Origin of the sequence: Labrenzia sp. C1B70 (assembly GCF_000475395.1) — a bacterium.
Classification (GTDB): Bacteria; Pseudomonadota; Alphaproteobacteria; order Rhizobiales; family Stappiaceae; genus Roseibium; species Roseibium algicola.
In genome coordinates this window covers 121,568-141,791 of record NZ_AXCE01000011.1, presented here as the reverse complement: position 1 = coordinate 141,791, position 20,224 = coordinate 121,568, and the positions used below count along the sequence as shown (strand labels likewise).

The 20,224-nt window shown below is 58.8% G+C and carries 19 protein-coding genes; 9 read left to right on the top strand and 10 right to left on the bottom strand.

Features of this window, described 5'->3' with window-relative positions; translation table 11 throughout:
* Window positions 1-109: 109 nt before the first annotated feature.
* From Q666_RS47995 to phnD, 5 genes are all read right to left on the bottom strand, one after another.
* Complete coding sequence (locus tag Q666_RS47995; RefSeq protein WP_023000020.1) at window positions 110-1,030, bottom strand: DMT family transporter; 921 nt, start codon at window positions 1,028-1,030, stop codon at window positions 110-112.
* Window positions 1,031-1,341: 311 nt separating this feature from the next.
* Window positions 1,342-2,139, bottom strand: a complete 798-nt coding sequence (gene phnE, locus Q666_RS47990; protein WP_023000019.1) for a phosphonate ABC transporter, permease protein PhnE — start codon at window positions 2,137-2,139, stop codon at window positions 1,342-1,344.
* Window positions 2,139-2,933, bottom strand: coding sequence for a phosphonate ABC transporter, permease protein PhnE (gene phnE / locus Q666_RS47985; RefSeq protein WP_023000018.1), 795 nt, complete (start codon window positions 2,931-2,933; stop codon window positions 2,139-2,141). The genes phnE (Q666_RS47990) and phnE (Q666_RS47985) overlap by 1 nt, the downstream gene beginning before the upstream one ends.
* A complete protein-coding gene (gene phnC, locus Q666_RS47980; RefSeq protein WP_006939395.1) occupies window positions 2,930-3,703 on the bottom strand; it encodes a phosphonate ABC transporter ATP-binding protein in 774 nt (257 codons plus the stop codon). The genes phnE (Q666_RS47985) and phnC overlap by 4 nt, the downstream gene beginning before the upstream one ends.
* Before the next feature lie 65 nt (window positions 3,704-3,768).
* Window positions 3,769-4,746, bottom strand: coding sequence for a phosphate/phosphite/phosphonate ABC transporter substrate-binding protein (phnD, locus tag Q666_RS47975; RefSeq protein ID WP_208984471.1), 978 nt, complete (start codon window positions 4,744-4,746; stop codon window positions 3,769-3,771).
* A gap of 231 nt (window positions 4,747-4,977) precedes the next feature.
* Between phnD and Q666_RS47970 the strand changes: the two genes are divergently transcribed.
* Both Q666_RS47970 and Q666_RS47965 read left to right on the top strand, forming a co-directional pair.
* On the top strand, window positions 4,978-5,730 hold the full coding sequence (locus tag Q666_RS47970) for a response regulator transcription factor (RefSeq protein WP_023000016.1): 753 nt from the start codon (window positions 4,978-4,980) through the stop codon (window positions 5,728-5,730).
* The gene (locus Q666_RS47965; RefSeq protein WP_023000015.1) at window positions 5,727-8,255 is read left to right on the top strand and encodes an ATP-binding protein; all 2,529 of its coding nucleotides are present in this window, start codon (window positions 5,727-5,729) and stop codon (window positions 8,253-8,255) included. Before Q666_RS47970 ends, Q666_RS47965 begins: the two co-directional genes overlap by 4 nt.
* A 34-nt stretch (window positions 8,256-8,289) precedes the next feature.
* Here Q666_RS47965 and Q666_RS47960 read toward each other — a convergent pair whose 3' ends face one another.
* Window positions 8,290-8,622, bottom strand: coding sequence for a hypothetical protein (locus Q666_RS47960; protein ID WP_139314017.1), 333 nt, complete (start codon window positions 8,620-8,622; stop codon window positions 8,290-8,292).
* 341 nt (window positions 8,623-8,963) lie between these two features.
* Between Q666_RS47960 and minC the strand changes: the two genes are divergently transcribed.
* Genes minC through minE form a run of 3 tightly spaced genes read left to right on the top strand, consistent with a single transcriptional unit; the run spans window position 8,964 to window position 10,935 of the window.
* Window positions 8,964-9,800, top strand: coding sequence for a septum site-determining protein MinC (gene minC / locus Q666_RS47955; RefSeq protein ID WP_023000013.1), 837 nt, complete (start codon window positions 8,964-8,966; stop codon window positions 9,798-9,800).
* A gap of 56 nt (window positions 9,801-9,856) precedes the next feature.
* Window positions 9,857-10,678 carry a septum site-determining protein MinD gene (gene minD, locus Q666_RS47950; protein WP_006939389.1) on the top strand — a complete coding sequence of 274 codons (822 nt, stop codon included), beginning with the start codon at window positions 9,857-9,859 and terminating at the stop codon, window positions 10,676-10,678.
* Complete coding sequence (gene minE, locus Q666_RS47945; RefSeq protein ID WP_023000012.1) at window positions 10,675-10,935, top strand: cell division topological specificity factor MinE; 261 nt, start codon at window positions 10,675-10,677, stop codon at window positions 10,933-10,935. The genes minD and minE overlap by 4 nt, the downstream gene beginning before the upstream one ends.
* Before the next feature lie 35 nt (window positions 10,936-10,970).
* Here the strand turns inward: minE and Q666_RS47940 are convergent, their stop codons facing one another.
* The gene (locus Q666_RS47940; protein ID WP_023000011.1) at window positions 10,971-12,440 is read right to left on the bottom strand and encodes a diguanylate cyclase; all 1,470 of its coding nucleotides are present in this window, start codon (window positions 12,438-12,440) and stop codon (window positions 10,971-10,973) included.
* Window positions 12,441-12,890: 450 nt separating this feature from the next.
* Window positions 12,891-14,492: a peptide chain release factor 3 gene (locus Q666_RS47935; protein WP_031268973.1), complete on the bottom strand. Its 1,602-nt coding sequence runs from the start codon at window positions 14,490-14,492 to the stop codon at window positions 12,891-12,893.
* 178 nt (window positions 14,493-14,670) lie between these two features.
* On the opposite strand from Q666_RS47935, the gene Q666_RS47930 reads away from it, so the two are divergent.
* A complete protein-coding gene (locus tag Q666_RS47930) occupies window positions 14,671-15,225 on the top strand; it encodes a DUF2585 domain-containing protein (protein ID WP_023000009.1) in 555 nt (184 codons plus the stop codon).
* A 73-nt stretch (window positions 15,226-15,298) separates the two neighbouring features.
* Here the strand turns inward: Q666_RS47930 and Q666_RS47925 are convergent, their stop codons facing one another.
* Together Q666_RS47925 and Q666_RS47920 are read right to left on the bottom strand one after the other, a co-directional pair.
* Window positions 15,299-15,973 carry a GntR family transcriptional regulator gene (locus tag Q666_RS47925; protein WP_023000008.1) on the bottom strand — a complete coding sequence of 225 codons (675 nt, stop codon included), beginning with the start codon at window positions 15,971-15,973 and terminating at the stop codon, window positions 15,299-15,301.
* A complete protein-coding gene (locus Q666_RS47920) occupies window positions 15,966-17,024 on the bottom strand; it encodes a Gfo/Idh/MocA family oxidoreductase (RefSeq protein WP_023000007.1) in 1,059 nt (352 codons plus the stop codon). The genes Q666_RS47925 and Q666_RS47920 overlap by 8 nt, the downstream gene beginning before the upstream one ends.
* 191 nt (window positions 17,025-17,215) lie before the next feature.
* Here Q666_RS47920 and Q666_RS47915 point away from each other — a divergent pair, with 191 nt between their 5' ends.
* From Q666_RS47915 to Q666_RS47905, 3 genes are all read left to right on the top strand, one after another.
* Complete coding sequence (locus tag Q666_RS47915; protein ID WP_023000006.1) at window positions 17,216-18,229, top strand: TRAP transporter substrate-binding protein; 1,014 nt, start codon at window positions 17,216-17,218, stop codon at window positions 18,227-18,229.
* A 175-nt stretch (window positions 18,230-18,404) separates the two neighbouring features.
* Window positions 18,405-18,935: a TRAP transporter small permease gene (locus Q666_RS47910; RefSeq protein ID WP_023000005.1), complete on the top strand. Its 531-nt coding sequence runs from the start codon at window positions 18,405-18,407 to the stop codon at window positions 18,933-18,935.
* The gene (locus Q666_RS47905; protein ID WP_023000004.1) at window positions 18,932-20,215 is read left to right on the top strand and encodes a TRAP transporter large permease; all 1,284 of its coding nucleotides are present in this window, start codon (window positions 18,932-18,934) and stop codon (window positions 20,213-20,215) included. The genes Q666_RS47910 and Q666_RS47905 overlap by 4 nt, the downstream gene beginning before the upstream one ends.
* The last annotated feature ends 9 nt before the right edge of the window (window positions 20,216-20,224 follow it).

The window sequence follows — 20,224 nt, the reverse complement described above, 5'->3', positions numbered from 1 at the left end:
GCAAGCGGCCCATCCTTCGAGACAGCGCTGAAGCGCTTCCTCAGGATGAGGCTGTCGTATTGTAGGAAGTCCGGATAGCCGCCAGTTGGGAGCCAGTCTCCCTCGCCCCCTACTTCGGCTGCGGGCCCGTATCGAAACGCGGGTTGGCGGTTTTCAGGACCGGGGTCTGTACAGAGACATTCTCCCGGCTCTCACGCCACACGACGAAGATACCCGAGGCAATGATGACTGCAGAGCCGAGGCCGACGTAGAAATCCGGTGTTTCGGAAAAGAACAGCATGCCGAACAGGCTTGCCCAGAGGATCTGGCTGTATTGCAGCGGTGCCACGACCGCGGCCGGTGCGGCCTTGTAGGCCGAGATCGTCAGGAACTGGGCAATGACCGAGAGAAAGCCGATCGCCGCCATAAGTCCGAGGTCGAGAAGCTCCACCGGCACATAGAAGACCGGCAGCGTCATCGACATGGCCATCATGGACAGGATCATCGGGTAGAGGATCAGGACGGCCGGACGTTCCTTGCCGCCGAGTTTACGCACCAGAATGGTGGAAAGCGAATTGGCGAAGGCCGCTGTCAGGGCGGCTGCATGGCCGAGGGTCAGCTCCGTCACGCCGGGACGTAAAACGATTAGAACGCCGATCAAACCGACGATCACGGCAGCCCAGCGCTGCGCCCGCACGGTCTCACCAAGCAGCGGTACGGACAAGGCGGTGATCAGAAGCGGCATGGCAAACAGCAATGCATAGACCTCGGCCAGCGGCAGCGCCGTAAAGGCGTAGAACCCGCAAGACATGGCGATAATGGCCAGGCCTGCCCGCGACAGCACCAGCCAGGGGTGTCTTGGACGGAAATTGTCGACTGCCTTGTCCGCCAGCATCATCATCGACATCGGCACGAAGGCAAAAAGCATCGTGAAGAAGATGATCTGAAAGACCGGATAGCTGCCACCGAGTTCCTTGATGATGGCGTCATGCGTGGAAAACAGGGCAAATGCGAGAAGCGCGGCGGCAAGTCCCTTGAGCGATTCAGTCATAGGCCGGGCCTTAATGGTGTGATGGCCGCCCGCAGAAACCGGACGGTTGCTGGGCTGGTTCCGGACGTGACGTCTTGTTTCGTCAGCCGAGCGGTGATGGCAAATCAGCGGTTGGTGGCAATGTCTTGTTTCGATCATCACTGAAACGAAGAAAAGTTCAAGAAAGGCCGCTTCGTTTCAGACGGGTTTCGGACCAAATGACCAAGAGTTTCCACAAAGCAAATGGCGCGGCAGAGGTTTCCCGCTGCCGCGCCATCATTTGCAGTTTGCCAAAACGGCTTTTCAATCCTGGCAACCGGTTCCGGCTCTTTTCAGAGGATCTTGCGCCGCAGGTAGGACGATACGACCTCCCCCACCACCACCAGGGCGATGATGGCCAGGAGCACCATGGAGACTTCCTGCCAGTTGAAGGTATCGATGGCCCCTTGCAGGATCACACCAATGCCCCCTGCCCCGACCAGCCCGAGAACCGTGGATTCCCGCAGGTTGATGTCCCAGCGCAGGATAGTCACCGCAAAGAAGGTCGGCATGACCTGGGGGACGATGGCATAGAGCACCACCTTGAAATGGCTTGCGCCGCACGCCTTCAGCGCCTCGACCGGTTTCGGATCGATTTCCTCGATGGCTTCGCCCAGAAGTTTGCCCAGGAAGCCGATGGAACGGAACATGATTGCAACGATGCCGGCAACCACACCCGGGCCGAAGATTGCCACGAACAACAGGGCCCAGATGATGGTGTTCACCGAACGCGACGAGACCAGGATGAACCGGCCGAGCCAGAGCGTCAGTGCGTTCGGCGTGGTGTTCTGCGCGGCGATATAGGCCACCGGCAGAGCCAGCACGACCGCCATAGCCGTGGCGATTGTGGCAAGGTTTACCGTCTCCCACAACGCACTCAGAATCTGGTCGAGGTGGGTCGGGTCTGGAGGCACCATGCGGCTGAAAAGATCGCCCATCTGGGTCGGCGCGTCCCACACCCAGGCCCAGATGATGTTGACGCTGCCGAGGGCCCAGGCAACGACGAGTGCGGTCAGGGCAAAGTAGCCGTAGCGCTGAAACCGTTGGGCCGGCGTGTAACGCGCCCAGTCTTGGAGCTGTACCTGTTCCATTATGCGATCCGCTTTCTGATTGCACCGCTGACGGCTTCGGAAATCAGGATGGCACCCACGATGACCATGGTGATGGCCAGGGCGAAGTCGTAGTCGTAGCGCCCGAAGGCATTCGCCAGGGTGGCGCCGATGCCGCCCGCGCCAACGATACCGACGACCGCCGAGGCTCTCAGGTTACTGTCGAGCTGATAGATGCCGAGGCCGATCTGGCGCTGCATGATCTGCGGGAACACCGCGTAAACCAGTGTCGACAGGAACGGTGCGCCCGCTGCCTTCATGGCTTCGACGGGCCCTGGATCGATTTCCTCGATCTTTTCCGCCAACAGCTTGGCAACAAAGCCGATGGAGTAGACGATCAGCGTCAGGACACCCGCGAAGGGACCAAAACCGACCGCTTTCACGAAGATGATGGCGACAATTACCGGATGGAAGCTGCGTGCGATGATGATGACCGCCCGGCCAAAATAATAGATCGGGAGCGGTGCGATATTCCTGGCCGCCATGAAGGCGATCGGGATCGACAGCAAGATGCCGCCGACAGTTGCAAGGATCGCGATCTTCAGGCTTTCCATAAACCCGTCGATGAGCAACTCGCTGCGCTGGAAGCTGGGCGGGAAGGCCCCGCCGAAGATCCGCCCTGCACGGCTCAAGCCTTGCATCATGCGGTCCCAGTCGATCGGCAACGTCGCAAAGGTGGTCACGATATAGACCGCTATTGCGACATAAAGGCCGTAGCGCAATAGCGGGTTGGCGATGAAGGGCTGCTTGCGCCAGGTATCCCTCGCCGTACTCATGCCGCAGCGCCTTCCATCTGCCGGTCCTCGTGGGGAACACCGGCATAGATCTCGTGCATCGCATCCTTCGTCAGGGCATCCGGCAGATCGTCGAAAATGATCCGCCCATAGCGCATGCCGACGATACGGTCGCTGAATTCCTTGGCTTCATTGACGTTGTGAATGTTGATGATCACCGGAAGCTTCAGTTCGCGTGCGAGGTCCCGCAGCAGCGTCATGATCTGTTCCGAGGTCTTCGGGTCGAGAGAGGCTGTCGGTTCGTCGGCCAGAAGGATTTCAGGTTGCTGCATCAGCGCCCGGATAACGCCGACACGCTGGCGTTCACCGCCTGAAAGTTCGTCCGCACGCTTGTTGGCGTAATGGGCGATCCCGACCCGCTCCATGAGCTCATAGGCCCTGCGGATGTCTTCCTTGGGGTAACGCCTCGAAAGCGCTGCCCAGGTCGAGATGTAACCGAGGCGCCCGCTCTGGACATTTTCCATCACGGTCAGGCGGTCAACCAGATTGAAGCTCTGGAACACCATGCCGATGCGGCGGCGGCCGACGCGCAGCTCGCGCTTGCCCAGGCTGGTGAAATCGGTGCCATTCAGGAAGATCTTGCCGGAGGTCGGCTCGACCAGCCGGTTGATGCAGCGAAGCAGAGTACTCTTGCCTGCCCCCGAAGAGCCGATCACAGAGACGACCTCTTCACCGGGAACCTCGAGGTCCAGGTCTTTGAGCACAGGATCCCCGGCCCCGTAACGTTTCACAAGGCTTGTTATCTTTAGCATGTTTTACCTCGATTGAACCGGCCCGCCGGAGTTCAACTCACGGCGGGCCGTCAAAGCCAGTTGTCTTACTTGGCAAGACCTTGCGGCGTGTATTCAACACCGTTGCTGGCCTGGATCTGCCGGATGACAGCCCACTGATCCTTGTAGGTGATGGGGACGAACTTGCTTACGCCCTCGAATTCCTCACCCAGTTTGTTGCCCTTGAAATCGAAGCTGAAGAACGCTTCCTTGATTTTTTCAACGAGGGCCGGGTCCAGGTCGTGGGCATAGTTGAAGGAGGTTGTCGGGAACGGATCGCTTTCCCAGACAATGCGCACTTCCTCCGGATCGTAAAGGCCACGTTCCGCCATGCGGTCAACAACTTCGGAAGCGACCGGTGCGGCGTCATAGTCGCCGGCAACCACACCCAGCATCGACTGGTCATGGGATCCGGAATAGATGACTTCATAGTCCTGATCCGGCACGACACCGAGGTCCGGGAACAGGGCCCGCGGCGCCTGGTTGCCCGAGTTGGACGTCGGAGACGTGTGTGCGATGCGCTTGCCCTTCATATCGGCAGGCGTTTTGATATCGCTGTCGGCTTGGGTGTAGATCTGAAGGCGGTAGCCGAACTGACCGTCTTCGCTGCCCATGATCGCAAACGGCACGGCACCAGCGAGATTGACGGCAAAAGGCGTCGGGCCGGTCGAGAAGCCCGCGATATGCAGACGGCCGGACCGCATGGCTTCCACTTCAGCCGAATTCGACTGCACGGCGAAGAACTGCACGTCCTTGCCGGTAACGGTTTCCAGATGCTCGATGAAAGGTGCCCAGATGTCGGCGTAAACGGCCGGATCTTCAACCGGAGTGTAGGCGAAGACGAGCGTGTCCGGGTTGCTCAGTTTGGCCGGATCGGACGGGGCATCGGCGACAAGATCGCCATTGGCATCGCAATAGATGCTATCAAGTGCACCCTGGTTCGCGCATTCAGCTGCATAAGCGGACGAAAGGGCAAAACCGGTCACAAAAGCCACGGAACCGAGCCGGGCCAGCATATTTCTCATATTTTCCTCCCATTACAGATCACTCGCGCCTCACAGCGCATCGCACCGCAAGGCTCTTGAAAGATCGACTTCAGCCTAGCGGGATGTGGCGAGGGAAAACGAGCGGCGAAGTGTTAACAGAAGCTGTTGGACAGCCCTATTTTGTTAACAGTGTTACAACCGCCCATGGGCGGGTGAAACAATTGTAACGAGATTCTGGTCTCGCAACCTGGTCCTTGTGTTAGACAGCTCATGAAGGTGCAAGAGAGCGACGGCATGGATGCAAGCGCGACAAGACCGGTGATTGCCATCATCGATGATGACGCGGATGTGCGCGAAACCCTGTCTGCTCTCATGGAGGCAAGCGGGTTTGAACCGGTTGCGTTTCAGGACAGCGACGGCTTCAAGGCGGCCGGCAGTCCCCAGGATTTCGACCTCGCGCTGATTGACCTGCGCCTCAAGGGCGAATCCGGTCTGACCCTTGCCATTCACATTCGCGAAACCAGCGAGCTTCCAATCGTGATGCTGACCGGTGTGGGCGACGAGATCGACAAGATCATCGGCCTTGAGACAGGCGCTGACGACTACCTGATGAAGCCGTTCAATCCGCGCGAACTCGTCGCCCGCATCCGCGCGGTTCTGCGACGCTACGGGCATGGCGTTTCAGCTGCGAAAGCCGGCAAGGATCAGGAGATCATCTTCGGCGACAAGAGGGTGAACCTGAAACGCAGGGAACTGCTTGACGGCAACGGCGACGAGATTCCGCTGACCAATGCGGAATATGTCCTCCTGGAATATTTCGTGAAGAACCCGGACCGGATCATTCCCCGCACGGACCTGATGCGCGAGATCGGCAGCGACATGCAGCGCTATGTCGACCGGACCATCGATGTCCTGATCCTGAGGTTGCGCCGCAAGATCGAGAACGTCCCGTCCAAGCCCGTTCATCTGCAAACCCGCCGCGCACAGGGATATATCTTCGTCCTGCAGGCGGACGGACCATGAGCACGTCCCGGCTCCGCCAACCCAGTATCCGCTCGCTGCTGCTTTCCTCCATCGGCCTGCTTCTTGTCGTGGTCATGGTTGTCGGGGCCATTGCCCTCATCACTCTCAACAGCGCCGAAGAGCAGCTCGGCACATTTCACGACCAGACCTTGAGCGACGTTTCCGACGCCCTGGAACTTTCCGGCAACGCTTCGAAACTGGCCGCCTCCGCTCCCTTTCTGATGACACTCAGCCCCAGCTTCCAACTGGAAAGCGAGGCCGAACGAATTCTCGCAACGCTTGATCACATCGAGACACTGGGTGGTGGCGATCCCGACCTCATCAGGCCTCTTGCCCGCATCCGGGTCGCGATCACCGATCTGGCCCGCGCAATGGTTCCGCAAGGCAGGAACGCTGCAGAACTCGCATTGATCGATCAGGATCTGGAGCGCCTTCAAAAACGCTTCAGGAGGCTCGCACAATCTCGGGACCAATCGCCTGAGGACCGTCAGGACTGGTCAGCCCTGCAGCAACTGGTCATGGCGGCCATCGGTGCGTTGCGCAGTCAGGAGCTGATCAAGGTCGGCGAGCAGCAAAGCAGCTTCCGGCGTATCCGTCAGGACATTGCTTCCAATGCCCCTGCCGCCGTACGCGCCGCCTTGGCCGAGGTCGATGACGCCGTGATGCGGCGGGGCGACCTGTTCTCGCTGCGTTATGCCAGCCTCGCCGCCAAGCTCGATGCCGAAAACGCGCTCTTCCGCATTCGCACGGAGCTCGCGCAGGTGAACGCCTACGCCCTTCAGAAGGTGACGGACACAAAGCTGCGGCTTCGCGTTTCACGCGACAAGACAACGACCAGCATTACCTTTGCAAAGGCCGTCATTCTTGTCCTGACCGGCATCAGCCTGATTGTTGCCATCGGCTCCGCCCTGTTTGTCTCCCGCTACGTGGTTCGCAACCTGCACCAGATCACCGCAGTCATGCGGCGGCTGGCGGCTGGAGACCTGAAGGCGCGGCTCCCCAAGAAGGCAAGCTCGTCGGACGAAATCGGGCAGTTGTCCGAAGCCTTCCGCAAGTTCCGGTCCAACGCCCTGCGCCTGGAACGGAAAACCAGGGAAGTCTGGCGCCGAAACGAGCTTTTCATCACCGTTTTCCAGAACATAAGCGACGGTGTCGCGGTCCTGTCGCCAACCGGGCAGATCCTGGCCGAAAATGATCGTGTCCGGGAGTTGCTGCGCCTTGAAAGGGCTGGCCGCGGCAAACGCATGACTTTGCCGGAACTTCTGGAAAAGTCACCGTTCGAGCGCCGCGCCAATGAAAACGACCGCGCCGGATTTGGCGAATACGCCGACACCACCGGCCGCGTGCTGGAAGTGCGCCAGTCGGCATTGCCCGACGGCGGCTCGGTTTGGCTGTTTTCCGAAACGACGGAACGCAAAAGGATCGACGAACGGCTGGAAGAAATCCGGCGAGTGGAAAGCCTCGGCAAGGTGACAGGCGAAGTTGCCCATGACTTCGGCAACATTCTGTCCACGATCTCCGGAAATCTTCACATGCTGGAGGGCGAGCTTAGCCCCAAGGCCTCCGTGCTGAAAGCAAGGATCAATGATGCCGTCGAACTCGGTGTTTCGCTGATCGAGAGGCTTCTGGCCTTCGCCCGCAAACAACACCTCGCCCCCATCGAAACCGATATCGCCGTGATTGCGGAAGGCATGGAAGACCTGTTGTCGATGGCCCTGCCCGAAACCGTAACGCTGACGATCAGGTGCGACGAAGGCCCGATGCATGCGCGGATCGACCCCGGCCAGCTGGAAAGCGCCATCTTGAACCTGTGCGTCAATGCAGGTCAGGCCATCGAAGACCAAGGACATATCGAAATTGCCGTGACGCGGCAGACAGACGGGACGATCTCGCTATCGGTGAAGGATGATGGCTGCGGTATGGATGCAGATACGTTGCGCCAGGCCGCAGAGCCTTTCTTCAGCGCCCGCGCGAACGGTGAAGGCACGGGCCTAGGGCTGTCCATGGTGCACGGGTTCGCGCACCAGTCAGGCGGCACCATCCACATTGCATCGCAGCCGGGGCACGGAACCTGCGTAACGTTGACCTTTCCCCAGCAGCCTCGTGGACAAACCTCCCATTCTGTCGAGACCGTGGCCGGGAACGGGATCGGGATCGGGCACGCTCTTGTAGTTGATGACGACCGGAGGTCGGCAGCTGCAATATCGGACCTCATGACAAGGTTCGGGTACAAGGTGACGACAGAGCATTGTTTTGAGGATGCCAAGGTCAGGATTGGCCGCGACATGCCCTATTCGATCATGGTGACGGACTTGCAGCTCGACAATGGTCACTCGGGCTGGGACCTTGTGGCGAAAGCTCTTGATATGCACCCCGATTGCCGGGTCGTTGCCGTTTCGGGGCATCTGCCACAGGACGACCAGTTTTCAGACAGATTTCCGGAACGTTTTTCGAAGCTGCCCAAGCCGGTGGATGCGGAAGCACTGGCCGAAAAGATCGGGATGCAGCTCAACGCACCTGCCTGAGCAGGCGCGAACCGAACCGAAGGCTCGGTTCAGATCAAACGAAGACCCGTGCCAGTGTCGCGACCGCGAGCGCAGTTGCGGCCCGCTTCGGGCCTGCAAGATCCGACGTGGTTCCGCCAGGCACCATCAGGTTGATCCGGTTGAGGTCCGTTGCATCCAGATGATCGAGATCGGCCGATTTGGCGGCTTCCTCGGCCGACAGGCGGATTTCGTCGAGCATGCGAACAAGGCCCTGCCAGATATGGATAGGAGGAGCCTCGCTCGTATTGCACCAGCGAAGAATTTCATCTTCAGATACATTGAGCACCATCGCAGCCTCACTCGTATCGAGACCGAGATATGTCATCATATCACTGAAGTTACTCATTCTTTTCCCCAAGACGCTCTGCGCCCCAAACACCAGAGCCTACATTTTGCACTGCAATATGGCAAAAATCCAGTTCTTTACGGGAATTGAGTTAACCAATGCGCCGGCAAAGCAGACGGGCAGCAACGCAATGCTTCGATTCTTGGCGGTTCTCTTGGTATTTTTGGCAAGAGTGGTCCATTGCAATTGACCAGCGCACTAGGTGGAAGAGCCAATTATCTGAAATATCTGATGAAAATTGATATCGGTGGAAAACGGTCGCCTGCCCGATTGTCCGGTTCGGTTAATGATAGGTTTATCCGACCAAATCAACCTGACCAATTGTGCCGCCGGACTCTTTGATGAAGTTCAAGGGAAAATCCTTCATTGCCATCGTTCTGAGCCCGGAGCCGCCCTTCGCGGACTGGTTCCGTGAAATCGACCGGATCATCGAACGCTCGCCGGGATTTTTCATCGACCGGCCGATCATTCTGGACGTTCGGGGAACCAAGATTCCGATTGAAGAGCTGGAACAGCTTCTTGCCGAACTTGCCGAACGCTCGATCCGGGTGATGGGAATTGACGGTGTCGCCGGAACACGCCTGAAAGCCGGCATGCCGCCGAGCTTTTCCGGTGGCCGTCTGGCGTCCGACGTGGATGTCCCGACCCCTGCAAACGCTTCGGCCGTGGCTGGAAACGGTTCTGAAACCGAAAAGCCGGACGCCAAGGACGCAGATGGCTCGGCCAGGAACACAACTGCAAAGTCCAAGAAGACAGCCGCTGAGCCCAAAGCCAAGGTGAGCAAGGCAAACGGTGACAGCGATGTCGAACCGGAAGCGTGGGAGACCTCGCCGGCCAGCATCGCAAGCGGATCTTCCATCGTGATTACCGAACCGGTGCGCTCGGGCCAGAGCATCCTGCATCCGGAAGGCGACGTCACTGTCATCGGCTCCGTTAGTTCCGGCGCCGAAATAATCGCCGGTGGCTCGATACACGTTTACGGCGCCCTGCGCGGACGTGCATTGGCCGGTGTCGCAGGGAAAGACAGCGCCCGTATCTTCTGTTCCAAGCTGGATGCGGAGCTGGTTTCCATCAACGGGCTCTACAAGGTCGCGGACGATTTCGATGGCGCCCTGCGCAACGCACCTGCGCAGATCCGCTTCGAAAACGAGACCCTCGTCTTTGAAGAGCTGAACTAACCACAGGGCCGGCTGCAGAAGGCCGCCGGACTGACAACAAAAACAGGACGAACACCATGAGCAACGCTACTGTCGTTGTGGTCACGTCAGGCAAGGGCGGCGTGGGCAAAACCACCACCACCGCAGCTATCGCCTCGGCGCTTGCCAAAGAAGGCTACCAGGTCTGCGCCATCGACTTCGACGTCGGGCTGCGCAACCTCGACCTGATCATGGGTGCGGAACGGCGGGTCGTGTTCGACCTCGTCAACGTGGTGCGCGGCGAAGCTTCGATCAAACAGGCGCTGGTGCGCGACAAGAAGCTGAACAACCTCTACCTGCTTCCGGCTTCCCAGACCCGGGACAAGGACGCATTGACCGAAGAGGGCGTTGCCAGCGTCATCAGCGAATTGCGGATGTATTTCGACTGGGTGATCTGCGACAGCCCCGCGGGCATCGAACGCGGCGCGACGCTGGCCATGCGCCATGCGGATGAGGCCATCATCGTGTCCAACCCGGAAGTGTCGTCCGTACGCGACTGCGACCGGATCATCGGCCTGCTCGACGCGAAGACCAAGATTGCCGAAGACGGCGGCCGGATGCCGAAGCACCTGATGATCACCCGTTACGACACCGAGCGTGCCAAGACCGGTGACATGCTGGCAACCGACGATGTCGTCGACATTCTCTCCGTGCCGCTCATCGGCGTCGTGCCGGAAAGCAAGGACGTGCTTAAAGCGTCGAACGTCGGTCTGCCGATCACGCTGTCGGACGAAAATTCGCCAGCCGCAAAGGCCTATACCGAGGCCGTGCGCCGTCTGCTGGGTGAAAACATCCCGGTCACAATCCCTGAGGAAAAGAAGGGCCTGTTCGGCAAGTTCTTCAAGGGGAGGGCCGCATGAACATCCTGAGCCTCTTTGGCAAAAGAGGTGAAAGTGCCTCTGTTGCCAAGAACCGGCTGCAAATTCTGCTGGCGCACGAACGGGCCGACGACGGCTCCGACGCGGTCCTGATCTCAAGTCTGCGGGAAGACATCCTGGCCGTCGTGGCAAAGCGCGTTGCGATCGACCCGGACTCCGTCCGTCTCGAAATGGACAGGACCGGTGACGTCACCACGCTCGGCATCGACATCGAATTGCCGCCAGCGAAAGCCTCCTGACGTTCAAGACCGGCCTTCTGGCCGGTCTTTTCCTATCAGCCCGGCTGAGCTGCCGACTGAATGGGGACATGCCGGAAATCCAGCAGGTCGGAAGAATAAACCGCGACCTGTGCCCTGCCCCGCCGTTTCGCCGAATAAAGTGCAACATCCGCCTGGCGAAGCAGTTCCGAAGGCTTGTGCGAAAAAGCGACGCCGACACTGGCTCCGAAGGTATAGGTAGCACCGTCCAGGTTCACCGGCCGGCTGAGCTGTTCCACGATCGCCCGGCTTGCCGAAAGCACCCGCTCGCGCCGTGCCCTGCCGAACACAATGACGAACTCATCCCCGCCCAGCCGAACCACCGTGTCGTCCGCATTGACAAGGCCGGTCAAAGCTTCCGCGACATGCAAAAGCACCAGGTCCCCTGTTTCATGGCCGAAGGTGTCGTTTATTTCCTTGAACCGATCAAGGTCGACATAGAGCAGCGCGTGACCGTCCGCCAACGGCTTGACGTCTTGCAGGAGCGCCAGCTTTTCATCCAGCAATCGCCTGTTGCCCAGCCCCGTCAGAGGGTCGCTCCTGACCTGATTGGCCAGCAGTTCCTTGACCTTGTCCGCCTGGTGTTTGGCTTCCGCAAGCGCCCGGACCGTATCTGTTGCACGGTGGAAGAACATGCGCGCGGACAAGTACATGCCGAGATAGACCGCCAGCACCCCAAGGGCCAGAAGAGGCAACATCCGAAATCCGGCCAATTCCGGGTTCCAAACGAAAAACCCGAGGTGCCGCCTGTCCACGGTCTCAATGTCGTATCCAGCCTGCCAGAAGGCCGGGGGTATTTGCGCCAACCCAAGACCGGGCAAGTGATATTTCTCCGCCATATCCGCCAGGACTGAGGCATTGATAGGCCGTGCGAAGACCAGCACATGATCGGTACTGGTGTCGCTGTCCTCTGTGTAGGACGTCAGCAAAACAGCGCTGGCGAGGTAAAGCGTCTCAAGGTTGCCAACCAGACCTGTTGCCGGAACCGGCGCCTCATCCTGCGGCGTATTTCGGGCATCGGCAATCAGAACGCTCATCGAAGGCCCATAGCGAACCCGCAAGTCCGTATTGGCGACCTTGCCTTCCACCACATGAACCTTGGGCTGGTTGTTGCCATCCAGCAGGTGGATCCCGTCGATCTGCAGTTCTTCCTGCATGTAGTCGACAAAGGTTTCCCGTATCCAGGTCATGTCAAAGGATTCGACAAGGTTTTCGACCGCGTCGTTCCAATAGCCGTACTCAAGCGTGATGTCCGCCAGATGATCGGAGCGATCGCCAAGCATGGCCGTGAAAATATGTTCTGAAGATCGGATGGAATTGCGGTCAAGGGTCCAGGAAAGGAACGACACAAACGCCATCAGGCTCACCGCGCTGATGATCACGGTTATCCAGAACGGCTTGGACAGACGGCGGATTTCTACCGCTTGCGCTTCGCCCTTGGCCTTTTGAAGCGGCGGCGAACCATGCCCGACAGGCTCGTATCGCACTTGCTTATTCGCTCTCTTAGCTGCATTCCAGCTGGAAATACCTATATTCCGGCAGCTGCAAGTATCCTAGAGAAGCCTTTCAGCTCTATCAACACAAGAAATATTATTTAAAATCAATACTTAGCCAAATATTTCACAAATACTCGACCTGAAAGACAATCACCGTTAAAAATTACAATAAATTATCCTCAAAACAACTTTCATGAATCCGTATTAGTCACGAGCCAACTTCTCAAACTCGAAATCGTTTCTTGTGAAAAACCCAAGCGAGATAACATAGCCCCCCGTGGACAGCGCACGGTTCGTGGGGCGCGGCAAAGCGCCGGATGAAGGCTGAGGCCAACCAGGTGGTCCGGCTCCCATGCTCATTCCTCTCAGCCCCTGAGGTCGCCCCAGCTCAATGACACTGAGGCTCAGTGAACGGAGAAAAGCTGGAGCCGGATTTTCCGGTTACGCCTCGTAGACGATCTCGCGGGTTTCGCGGAATTTCACGTCCGGGAACTTTTCGGTTACGTGACCGATTTCCCAGGCGTTCTTGAACAGGAACACCGGCTTGTCGTCACGGTCGTTGGCGATCGACATGCGGTGACCTTCCAGCATCTTCTGCAGGGTCTGGCTGTCTGTTTCGATCCAGCGGGCGGTGGTGTAAGGCACTGCTTCGAAGCCGATTTCAGTGCCATATTCCGCCTTCAGCCGATCCACCACGACATCAAGCTGCAGTGCGCCGACCACGCCGACGATCCAGTTGGAGCCGAGATCCGGTTTGAAGATCTGCACCAGACCTTCTTCTGCCAGGTCCTGAAGGCCCTGGCGCATCTGTTTGACGCGCATGGTGTCGGACAGGCGTACGCGGCGCAGGATTTCCGGTGCGAAGGCCGGCAGGCCGGTGACGTGGATGTTCTCGCCTTCGGTCAGGGTGTCGCCAACACGCAACTGGCCATGGTTGGGAACACCGATGACGTCGCCCGGATAGGCAAGGTCGGCGATTTCCCGTTCCTCGGCAAAGAAGAAGATCGGTGCGGAGACGGCAATCTGCTTGTCGGCGCGAACGTGCTTCAGCTTCATGCCGCGCTTGAAGGTGCCGGAGCACAGGCGCACGAAGGCAATGCGGTCGCGGTGCTTGGGGTCCATGTTTGCCTGCACTTTGAAGACGAAGCCGGTGACCTTGTCTTCCTGCGGCATGATTGTGCGCCCGCCGGTCGCCGGCTGCGAATGCGGCGGCGGGGCGAAGTCGGCGATGAAATCGAGCACTTCCTCGATGCCGTAGTCGCGCAGCGCCGAGCCGAAGAAAACCGGCGTCAGGTGACCTTCCAGGAAGCTTTCCTTGTCGAATTCGGCGTAGCCTTCCGCACCCAGTTCGACGTTCTCGGTCAGTTCATCCATGATCCGGTCGAACACGGTGCCGGTCAGGACCTCGTCATCAAGACCGGAAACGTCCTTGGTCTGGGTAAAGGCACCACCGCGCTCGCCGTCGGACGTGTGGAATTTCTTCTTCTGCCAGTCATAGACGCCGAAGAAGTCCGAGCCCATGCCGACGGGCCATGTCTGCGGAGAGACGTCGAGAGCCAGTGCCTCCTGTACCTCGTCCAGAATCTCCAGCGCATGCCGGCCTTCACGGTCGATCTTGTTGACGAAGGTGATGATCGGGATGTCGCGCAGGCGGCAGACTTCGAACAGCTTGCGTGTCTGGGTTTCGATACCCTTTGCAGCGTCGATCACCATGATGGCCGCATCGACAGCGGTCAGCGTGCGATAGGTATCCTCGGAGAAGTCCTCATGGCCAGGCGTGTCGAGCAGATTGTAGACAATGCCTTTTCGCTCGAAGGTCATGACGGAAGACGAGACGGAAATGCCGCGTTCCTGCTCGATCTTCATCCAGTCGGACCTTGCACGGCGGCGTTCGCCGCGGGCGCGCACTTGGCCCGCCGCCCGGATCGCGCCGCCTGAAAGCAGCAGCTTTTCGGTCAGGGTCGTCTTACCGGCATCCGGGTGTGAAATAATCGCAAAGGTGCGCCGGGACTGATAAGGCGCCGTGCCGTTTAGGCCAGTCATGAAGATCTCCTGATCCCAAATCCGGCGGGGCCGCGCAAACACGCCGGGAAAACCGGGGCGCAACCTTCCACTCAGAGCCGGACGGATTGATGTTTCGTTGGCGGAAGGTCATAGAGAGAATTCTTGAAGATTTCCAGTAGAGAATCGCCGATTTGCCCCGACAGTCCGAGGAGACCCCATGAGCCGAAGCAAATGTCTGATCGTCGGCCTGGTGATGATTGCCGCCACAGCGGCCATTCTCCTGGCCATGGGGCGGATCCCGATCTGTGATTGCGGCCATGTCCTGTTGTGGACACCGGCCAGCGATGTCGCCGGTTCCTCGCAACATATCGCCGACTGGTACACGCCCTCGCATATCATCCACGGCTTCCTGTTCTATCTGTTCCTGTGGCTGGTTTTCAGACACAGTTCCGTCGGTGAGCGCGCGCTCGGAGCGATCTTCATCGAAGCAGCCTGGGAAATCGTCGAAAACAGCCCCTGGATCATCGACCGGTACCGCGAAGCGACCATTGCCGTTGGTTACACCGGTGACAGTGTCCTGAATTCCGTCTTCGATATTCTCTGGATGCTCGCCGGCTTCTTCTTTGCCTGGCGCATGCCGGTCTGGGTGACGATCCTGGTCGGGATTGCCTTCGAACTGCTCGCGCTCTGGGTGATAAAGGACAATCTGACGCTGAACGTTCTGATGCTGGTCTACCCGGTCGAGGCGATCAAGGTCTGGCAAGGCGGGTAGGCACTGCCACCTGCTGCCCCCCTCCTACGCCGTTATCGTTGAGCCTGGCGAGAGAAATACATCCGAGTGAAGCTCAGAGCTGAAACAGCTTGTGCTTTTTCAGAAGCTCGATCAGCACTTCGCGGGCATCCTGGCGATGAAGATGATGGCGCTGGCGTGCTGCCTGGGCGTCGCCCTTGCGGATCGCGTCGAAGACAGCCCGGTGATCTTCGTTGGACTTGACCGGCAGCGGGCGAATGTAAAGCGTCATGGCGCGTGCCCGGCGTACCTGATTGGACATCATCGAGACGATGGACTGGACACGCGAGTTGCCACCGAGGCGGACAAGCTCCGTGTGGAAGGCATCATCGGCTATCGCCCAGGCTTCCCGGTCCTCACGCTCCAATGCATCTTCCATAGCCTCGATCGCCTGCTTGAGATCCGCAAGATCCGTTTCCGAATAGCCTTGTTCAGCGGCTTCTTCGGCAGCAAGGCTCTCCAGTTCGGTCAGGATGGCATAGATTTCCTCCATGTCCTTCAACGACAAGGTGGCGATGCGAACACCCTTGCGTGGTCGCACCTCCAGAAGGCCTTGCTGGGCCAGCATCAAGGTTGCCTCGCGCACCGGTGTGCGGGACATGCCAAGCCGGTCGGCAAGTTCGCTTTCGAGATGATCGGAGCCTGCCGCCAGTTCACCGTCGAAAATGAGCTGGCGGATCTGTTCCATGGCCTGGGTGGTGATGGTCTTTTGTTTCGGAGCCTCAAGCACAGTCAAACTCCCGGATTTTCTGCCCCTTGCGATCCGACTCATAGATGGCCTGTTCGATTGCAATCACCTTCAGGTAGCTCCGCGCCTCGTTTTCCAGCGGCTTTCCATCCAGGAGACCGTCTACAACATGGCTTATCAGATTCTTGACGCAATCGCCGCCAAAGCCAGGCCAATCCTGCGCCGCCAGCAGAAGAGTTTCGTCCTTGTCGCCGAAATGGCGCAAGCGCACCGAGCCGTCGCCTTTCAATGTCAGCGTTCCCCGGGTGCCCTCCAACAAAGCTTCACCAAGTGTGGTTCTGCAATTTTCGGCGGCGTGGTCCAGAAGCCTGTTGCCGTCGAAGAGCGCTCTCACCCCGTTTGAATAGTCGAAAATGAAATAGCCGGCGTCCTCTCCCTTGATGGCCGGGTTGAGCCTGCGAAGATCCGCATAGACCGCCTCGGGCTCGCCGATCAGGTAGCGAAACGTATCGATCCAGTGAACGCCGGTTTCATGGATCAGCAACCTGGGCATTTCCTGAAAATATGGCTGCCGGTCCAGGTAGGCCTTCGGCCCCTGCCCGTCCCCTGTGCGTAGCCGGAAAGTTACCTGCAGCAAATCGCCAAGCAGTTGCCGTTCCAGAGCCTGTCGGATTGTCCGGTACCAGGGCTGGAATCGGAAGTTTTCATGGATGACGATGATCACGCCGGCTTCTTCTGCCAGCTTCGTTGCCTTCCGGGCTTCCTCGAGCGAGGTACAGAACGGTTTCTGACAGATGATCGTCTTGACGCCCTTCCGAATGGCAAGCTCGATGGCGCTGAAATGCGTCGGCGGCGGCGTGATGATGTCCAGCAGATCGGGTTTCGCCATCTTCAGCATGCATTCCAGATCACTGAAGGCAGTCAGTCCAGTGGCCTTCGCCTTCGCGGGATCCTGATCACAGGAACCGACCAGCCGAACCCGTTCAACCCTGCGCCAGGCATCGTAGTGAAACTGGGCAAAGTAGCCCGCTCCAAGACAGGCAACGCGTAACGTGTCCGAGACGCCCAGGTCTTTTGCAGAGCCGTCGTTCATCTTTTTTCGTCCTCCCGCACACTCCTGAATTCGGCAGAAGACCCGAAGGCTTTCCCTGTTTCGAAGCGGCAATTCCATCATTGGATTTTTGATAGTCGACATTAGCGTCGTTGACAAGGGATTGGTTAGCGTATACGCAATCGAATGTGTAAATTGATACGGCCTTGGAGCGGCCGTGGGAGGAGATTGAAATGCTTGACAAGAAATCCTTGAGCCGCCTGCTGATGAGCGCGGCAATTCTCACAATGGGCATGAGCGGCGCGCAGGCTGTCGAAACCTTGCGATTCAGCCATACGGACAACCCTGGCGGATCCCGTCAGCAGGCTGCGGAACTGTTTGCGGAGAAGGTCGCGGAATATACGGACGGCCGTTACGAAGTTCAGATCTTCCCGTCCGGATCGCTCGCAAACGATCCGAAAGCCATTGAACTGCTGCAGCTTGGTGGCATCGACTTCACGGTCTCGGCCACGGGCAGCTACGCCACGCACATGCCGACGCTGAACCTCACTGCCATGCCCTTCCTGGTCGACACCTACGAGCAGGGTTGGGAACTCTATGACAATTCCGAATGGCTGCAGGGAGAATTCGCCAAGCTGCCGGAAAAGGGTTTCCGGGTACTGTCGACGTGGGAAGCCGGGTTCCGCAGCTTCACCACCAACGAACCGCTGAATTCTCCAGAAGACGCCAAGTCCATGAAAATGCGCGTCTTCCCGAACGACATGATCCGCTGGTCGATGGAAGCCATTGGTTTCCAGACGGTCGTCATGCCGATTACCGACGTCTACATTTCCATTCAGCAGGGCATCGTCAACGGCCAGGAGAACCCGGTCGACACCATCAAGTCACTGCGGTTCTATGAAGTTGCGCCCTACATCACGCTGACACGCCACGTCTACAGCCCTCTGCCCCTGACGGTGGCCGAAAAGACCTGGCAGTCCTTTTCCGACGAAGACAAGGAAGCCGTGATGAAAGCTGCAGCCGATTCCGCAGCCTTCAGCCGGAACCTCGTCAAGAGTTCGGTCGAAAGCCAACTCACGGAAATGCAGGAATCCGGCGCCACGGTCAGCGTTCCCGATATCGCGCCGTTCCGCGAGGCGGTGCAGTCGGTCTACGCAAAGGCCAAGGATGTCTACGGCGAGGAAGCCGTCGACCAGATCCTGTCAGATGCGGCAGCGATCCGCGAAAAACTCCCGGCCCAGAACTGATAGGCAACGAGATCAACGCACGGGTGATCGAGCCGGTTGCCCGTTCAACAGTTGATCGTTTCTTGTGGGTCGGAGCACCGAACGGCGTTCGAAAGAACGCAGGGTGCTCCGGGGCTCAACTGCCGGAACCGCACGTCACGCGGCGGTTCCGGCCCTTTTCAAGAAGAGACGACCCTTGGATTACCGAGATCACTATCCGGCTGCGCTTCGCTGGCTCAGTCACCTGGTCGATTTATGCCTGGCGCTCGGCGGCTTTTCGATCGTCACCCTGGTGTTCTGCAACGCCTGGCTTCGCGGCTTCGCCGGCTTCGACCTTGCCTGGTCGCTGGAAGTGACCAGCTTCCTGCTGCTCTGGAGCACCTTCATCGGCTGTGCGGCAGCGGTTGCCCGGGGCGCGCACATGCGCGTTACCGAAGTTGTCGAGAAACTGGTGCCGCTGACGGGTCAACGTGTCTTGTCGATCGCAATCGACGTGATCATCGTCGTCCTGCTGCTCAGCCTGATCTACACCGGTGTCAATATCTCGGTCCACACCTGGGCACAGAAGACAACCGTTCTCTACTGGCCTGTCGGTCTGCTCTACGCGTCCATGCCGGCCGGCATGACACTGACCCTGATCTTCCATCTCTTCAACATGGTCTACGACCTCAAAAATCCTGTCGTTCCTCATGCAGCGCACTCAGATGGCGGCGAGGCCCTCTCATGATCCTGATCTTCGTTGTTGCGGTCTTCCTGACCTCCGTTTTCATCGGCATTCCGCTGGTCTGGGCAATTCTGATCACTGCTGTCCTGCCGATCATCGTCTTTGACCTCGGTTACCCCTTGCAGGCGCTGTTCCTGAATTTTATCGGCGGGGTGGAGCCGAACCACTTCCTTGCGATCCCGCTCTTTATCGTCGCCGGGGAAATGATGAGCCGCGGCGGTGTCGGCCTGCGCATCATCGGCTTTGCAAGGGCTGCCTTCGGCTTCATGGCAGGCGGGCTCGGCATGGTCGTCGTCGGCGCCTCCATGATTTTCGGCGGCATTTCGGGTTCGGCCATTGCCGACAGTGCAGCCATCGGTTCGGTCATGATCAAGAACATGTCCCGCGAGGGTTACAACACCGCCTTCGCCGCCGGTCTGGTGGCTGCAGCCGGGACGATCGGCATCATCATCCCACCATCCATTCCGATGCTGATCTACGGCTTTGTCGGCAACGTTTCGGTTGCCGATCTCTTTCTCGGTGGCATGGTTCCCGGCATTCTGTTTGGCGCCCTGTTCATGGCGGTTTGCTATTATGTCGGCAAGACCACCAAGTGCGACCCCGGTGGGCGCACCACGACCTTCAAGGAATTGACCAGTTCCTTCATCGGTACCGCCCCTGCCCTGTTCATGCCGATCGTGATCCTCGGCGGCATATTCACCGGCTGGGTAACCCCTACGGAAGCCGCGGCCCTTGCCGTCGTCTACGGCCTGTTCGTCACAACTGTTGTCTACCGGGACTTCAAACTCCGCGATCTGCCGCGTCTTCTTATCGACAGCTTCGTCACCAGCGCGGTGGTGATGGTCGTGATCGGTGCAACGACAGTCCTTGGCTGGCTGATCACGCTTGAACAGATGCCCCAGATCCTGGTCGGTTTCGTGCAGGCGTTTTCAACCGGACCCTGGATGTTCCTGTTGCTGGTCAATGTCGTGCTTCTGGTCCTCGGTCTCGTTCTCGATCCGGTTCCTGCAATCCTGCTGACGGCACCGCTGTTCCTGCCGACCGCGCAAGCCTTCGGCGTCGACCCGGTCCATCTGGGTGTGATCATGACCTGCAATGTGGCCGTCGGCCTGTTCACACCTCCGGTTGGCGCAACACTCTATGTTGCCTCGCGGATATCCGGCGTCGGTGTTTTGTCGATCGCCCGCAACATGGCACCGCTCTACATAGCCGCAATCGCCGCCCTGCTCGCCGTGACTTACATACCCTTCCTGTCGATGGGTATGGTGAACCTGTTCCGCTGAGGAGAAGAG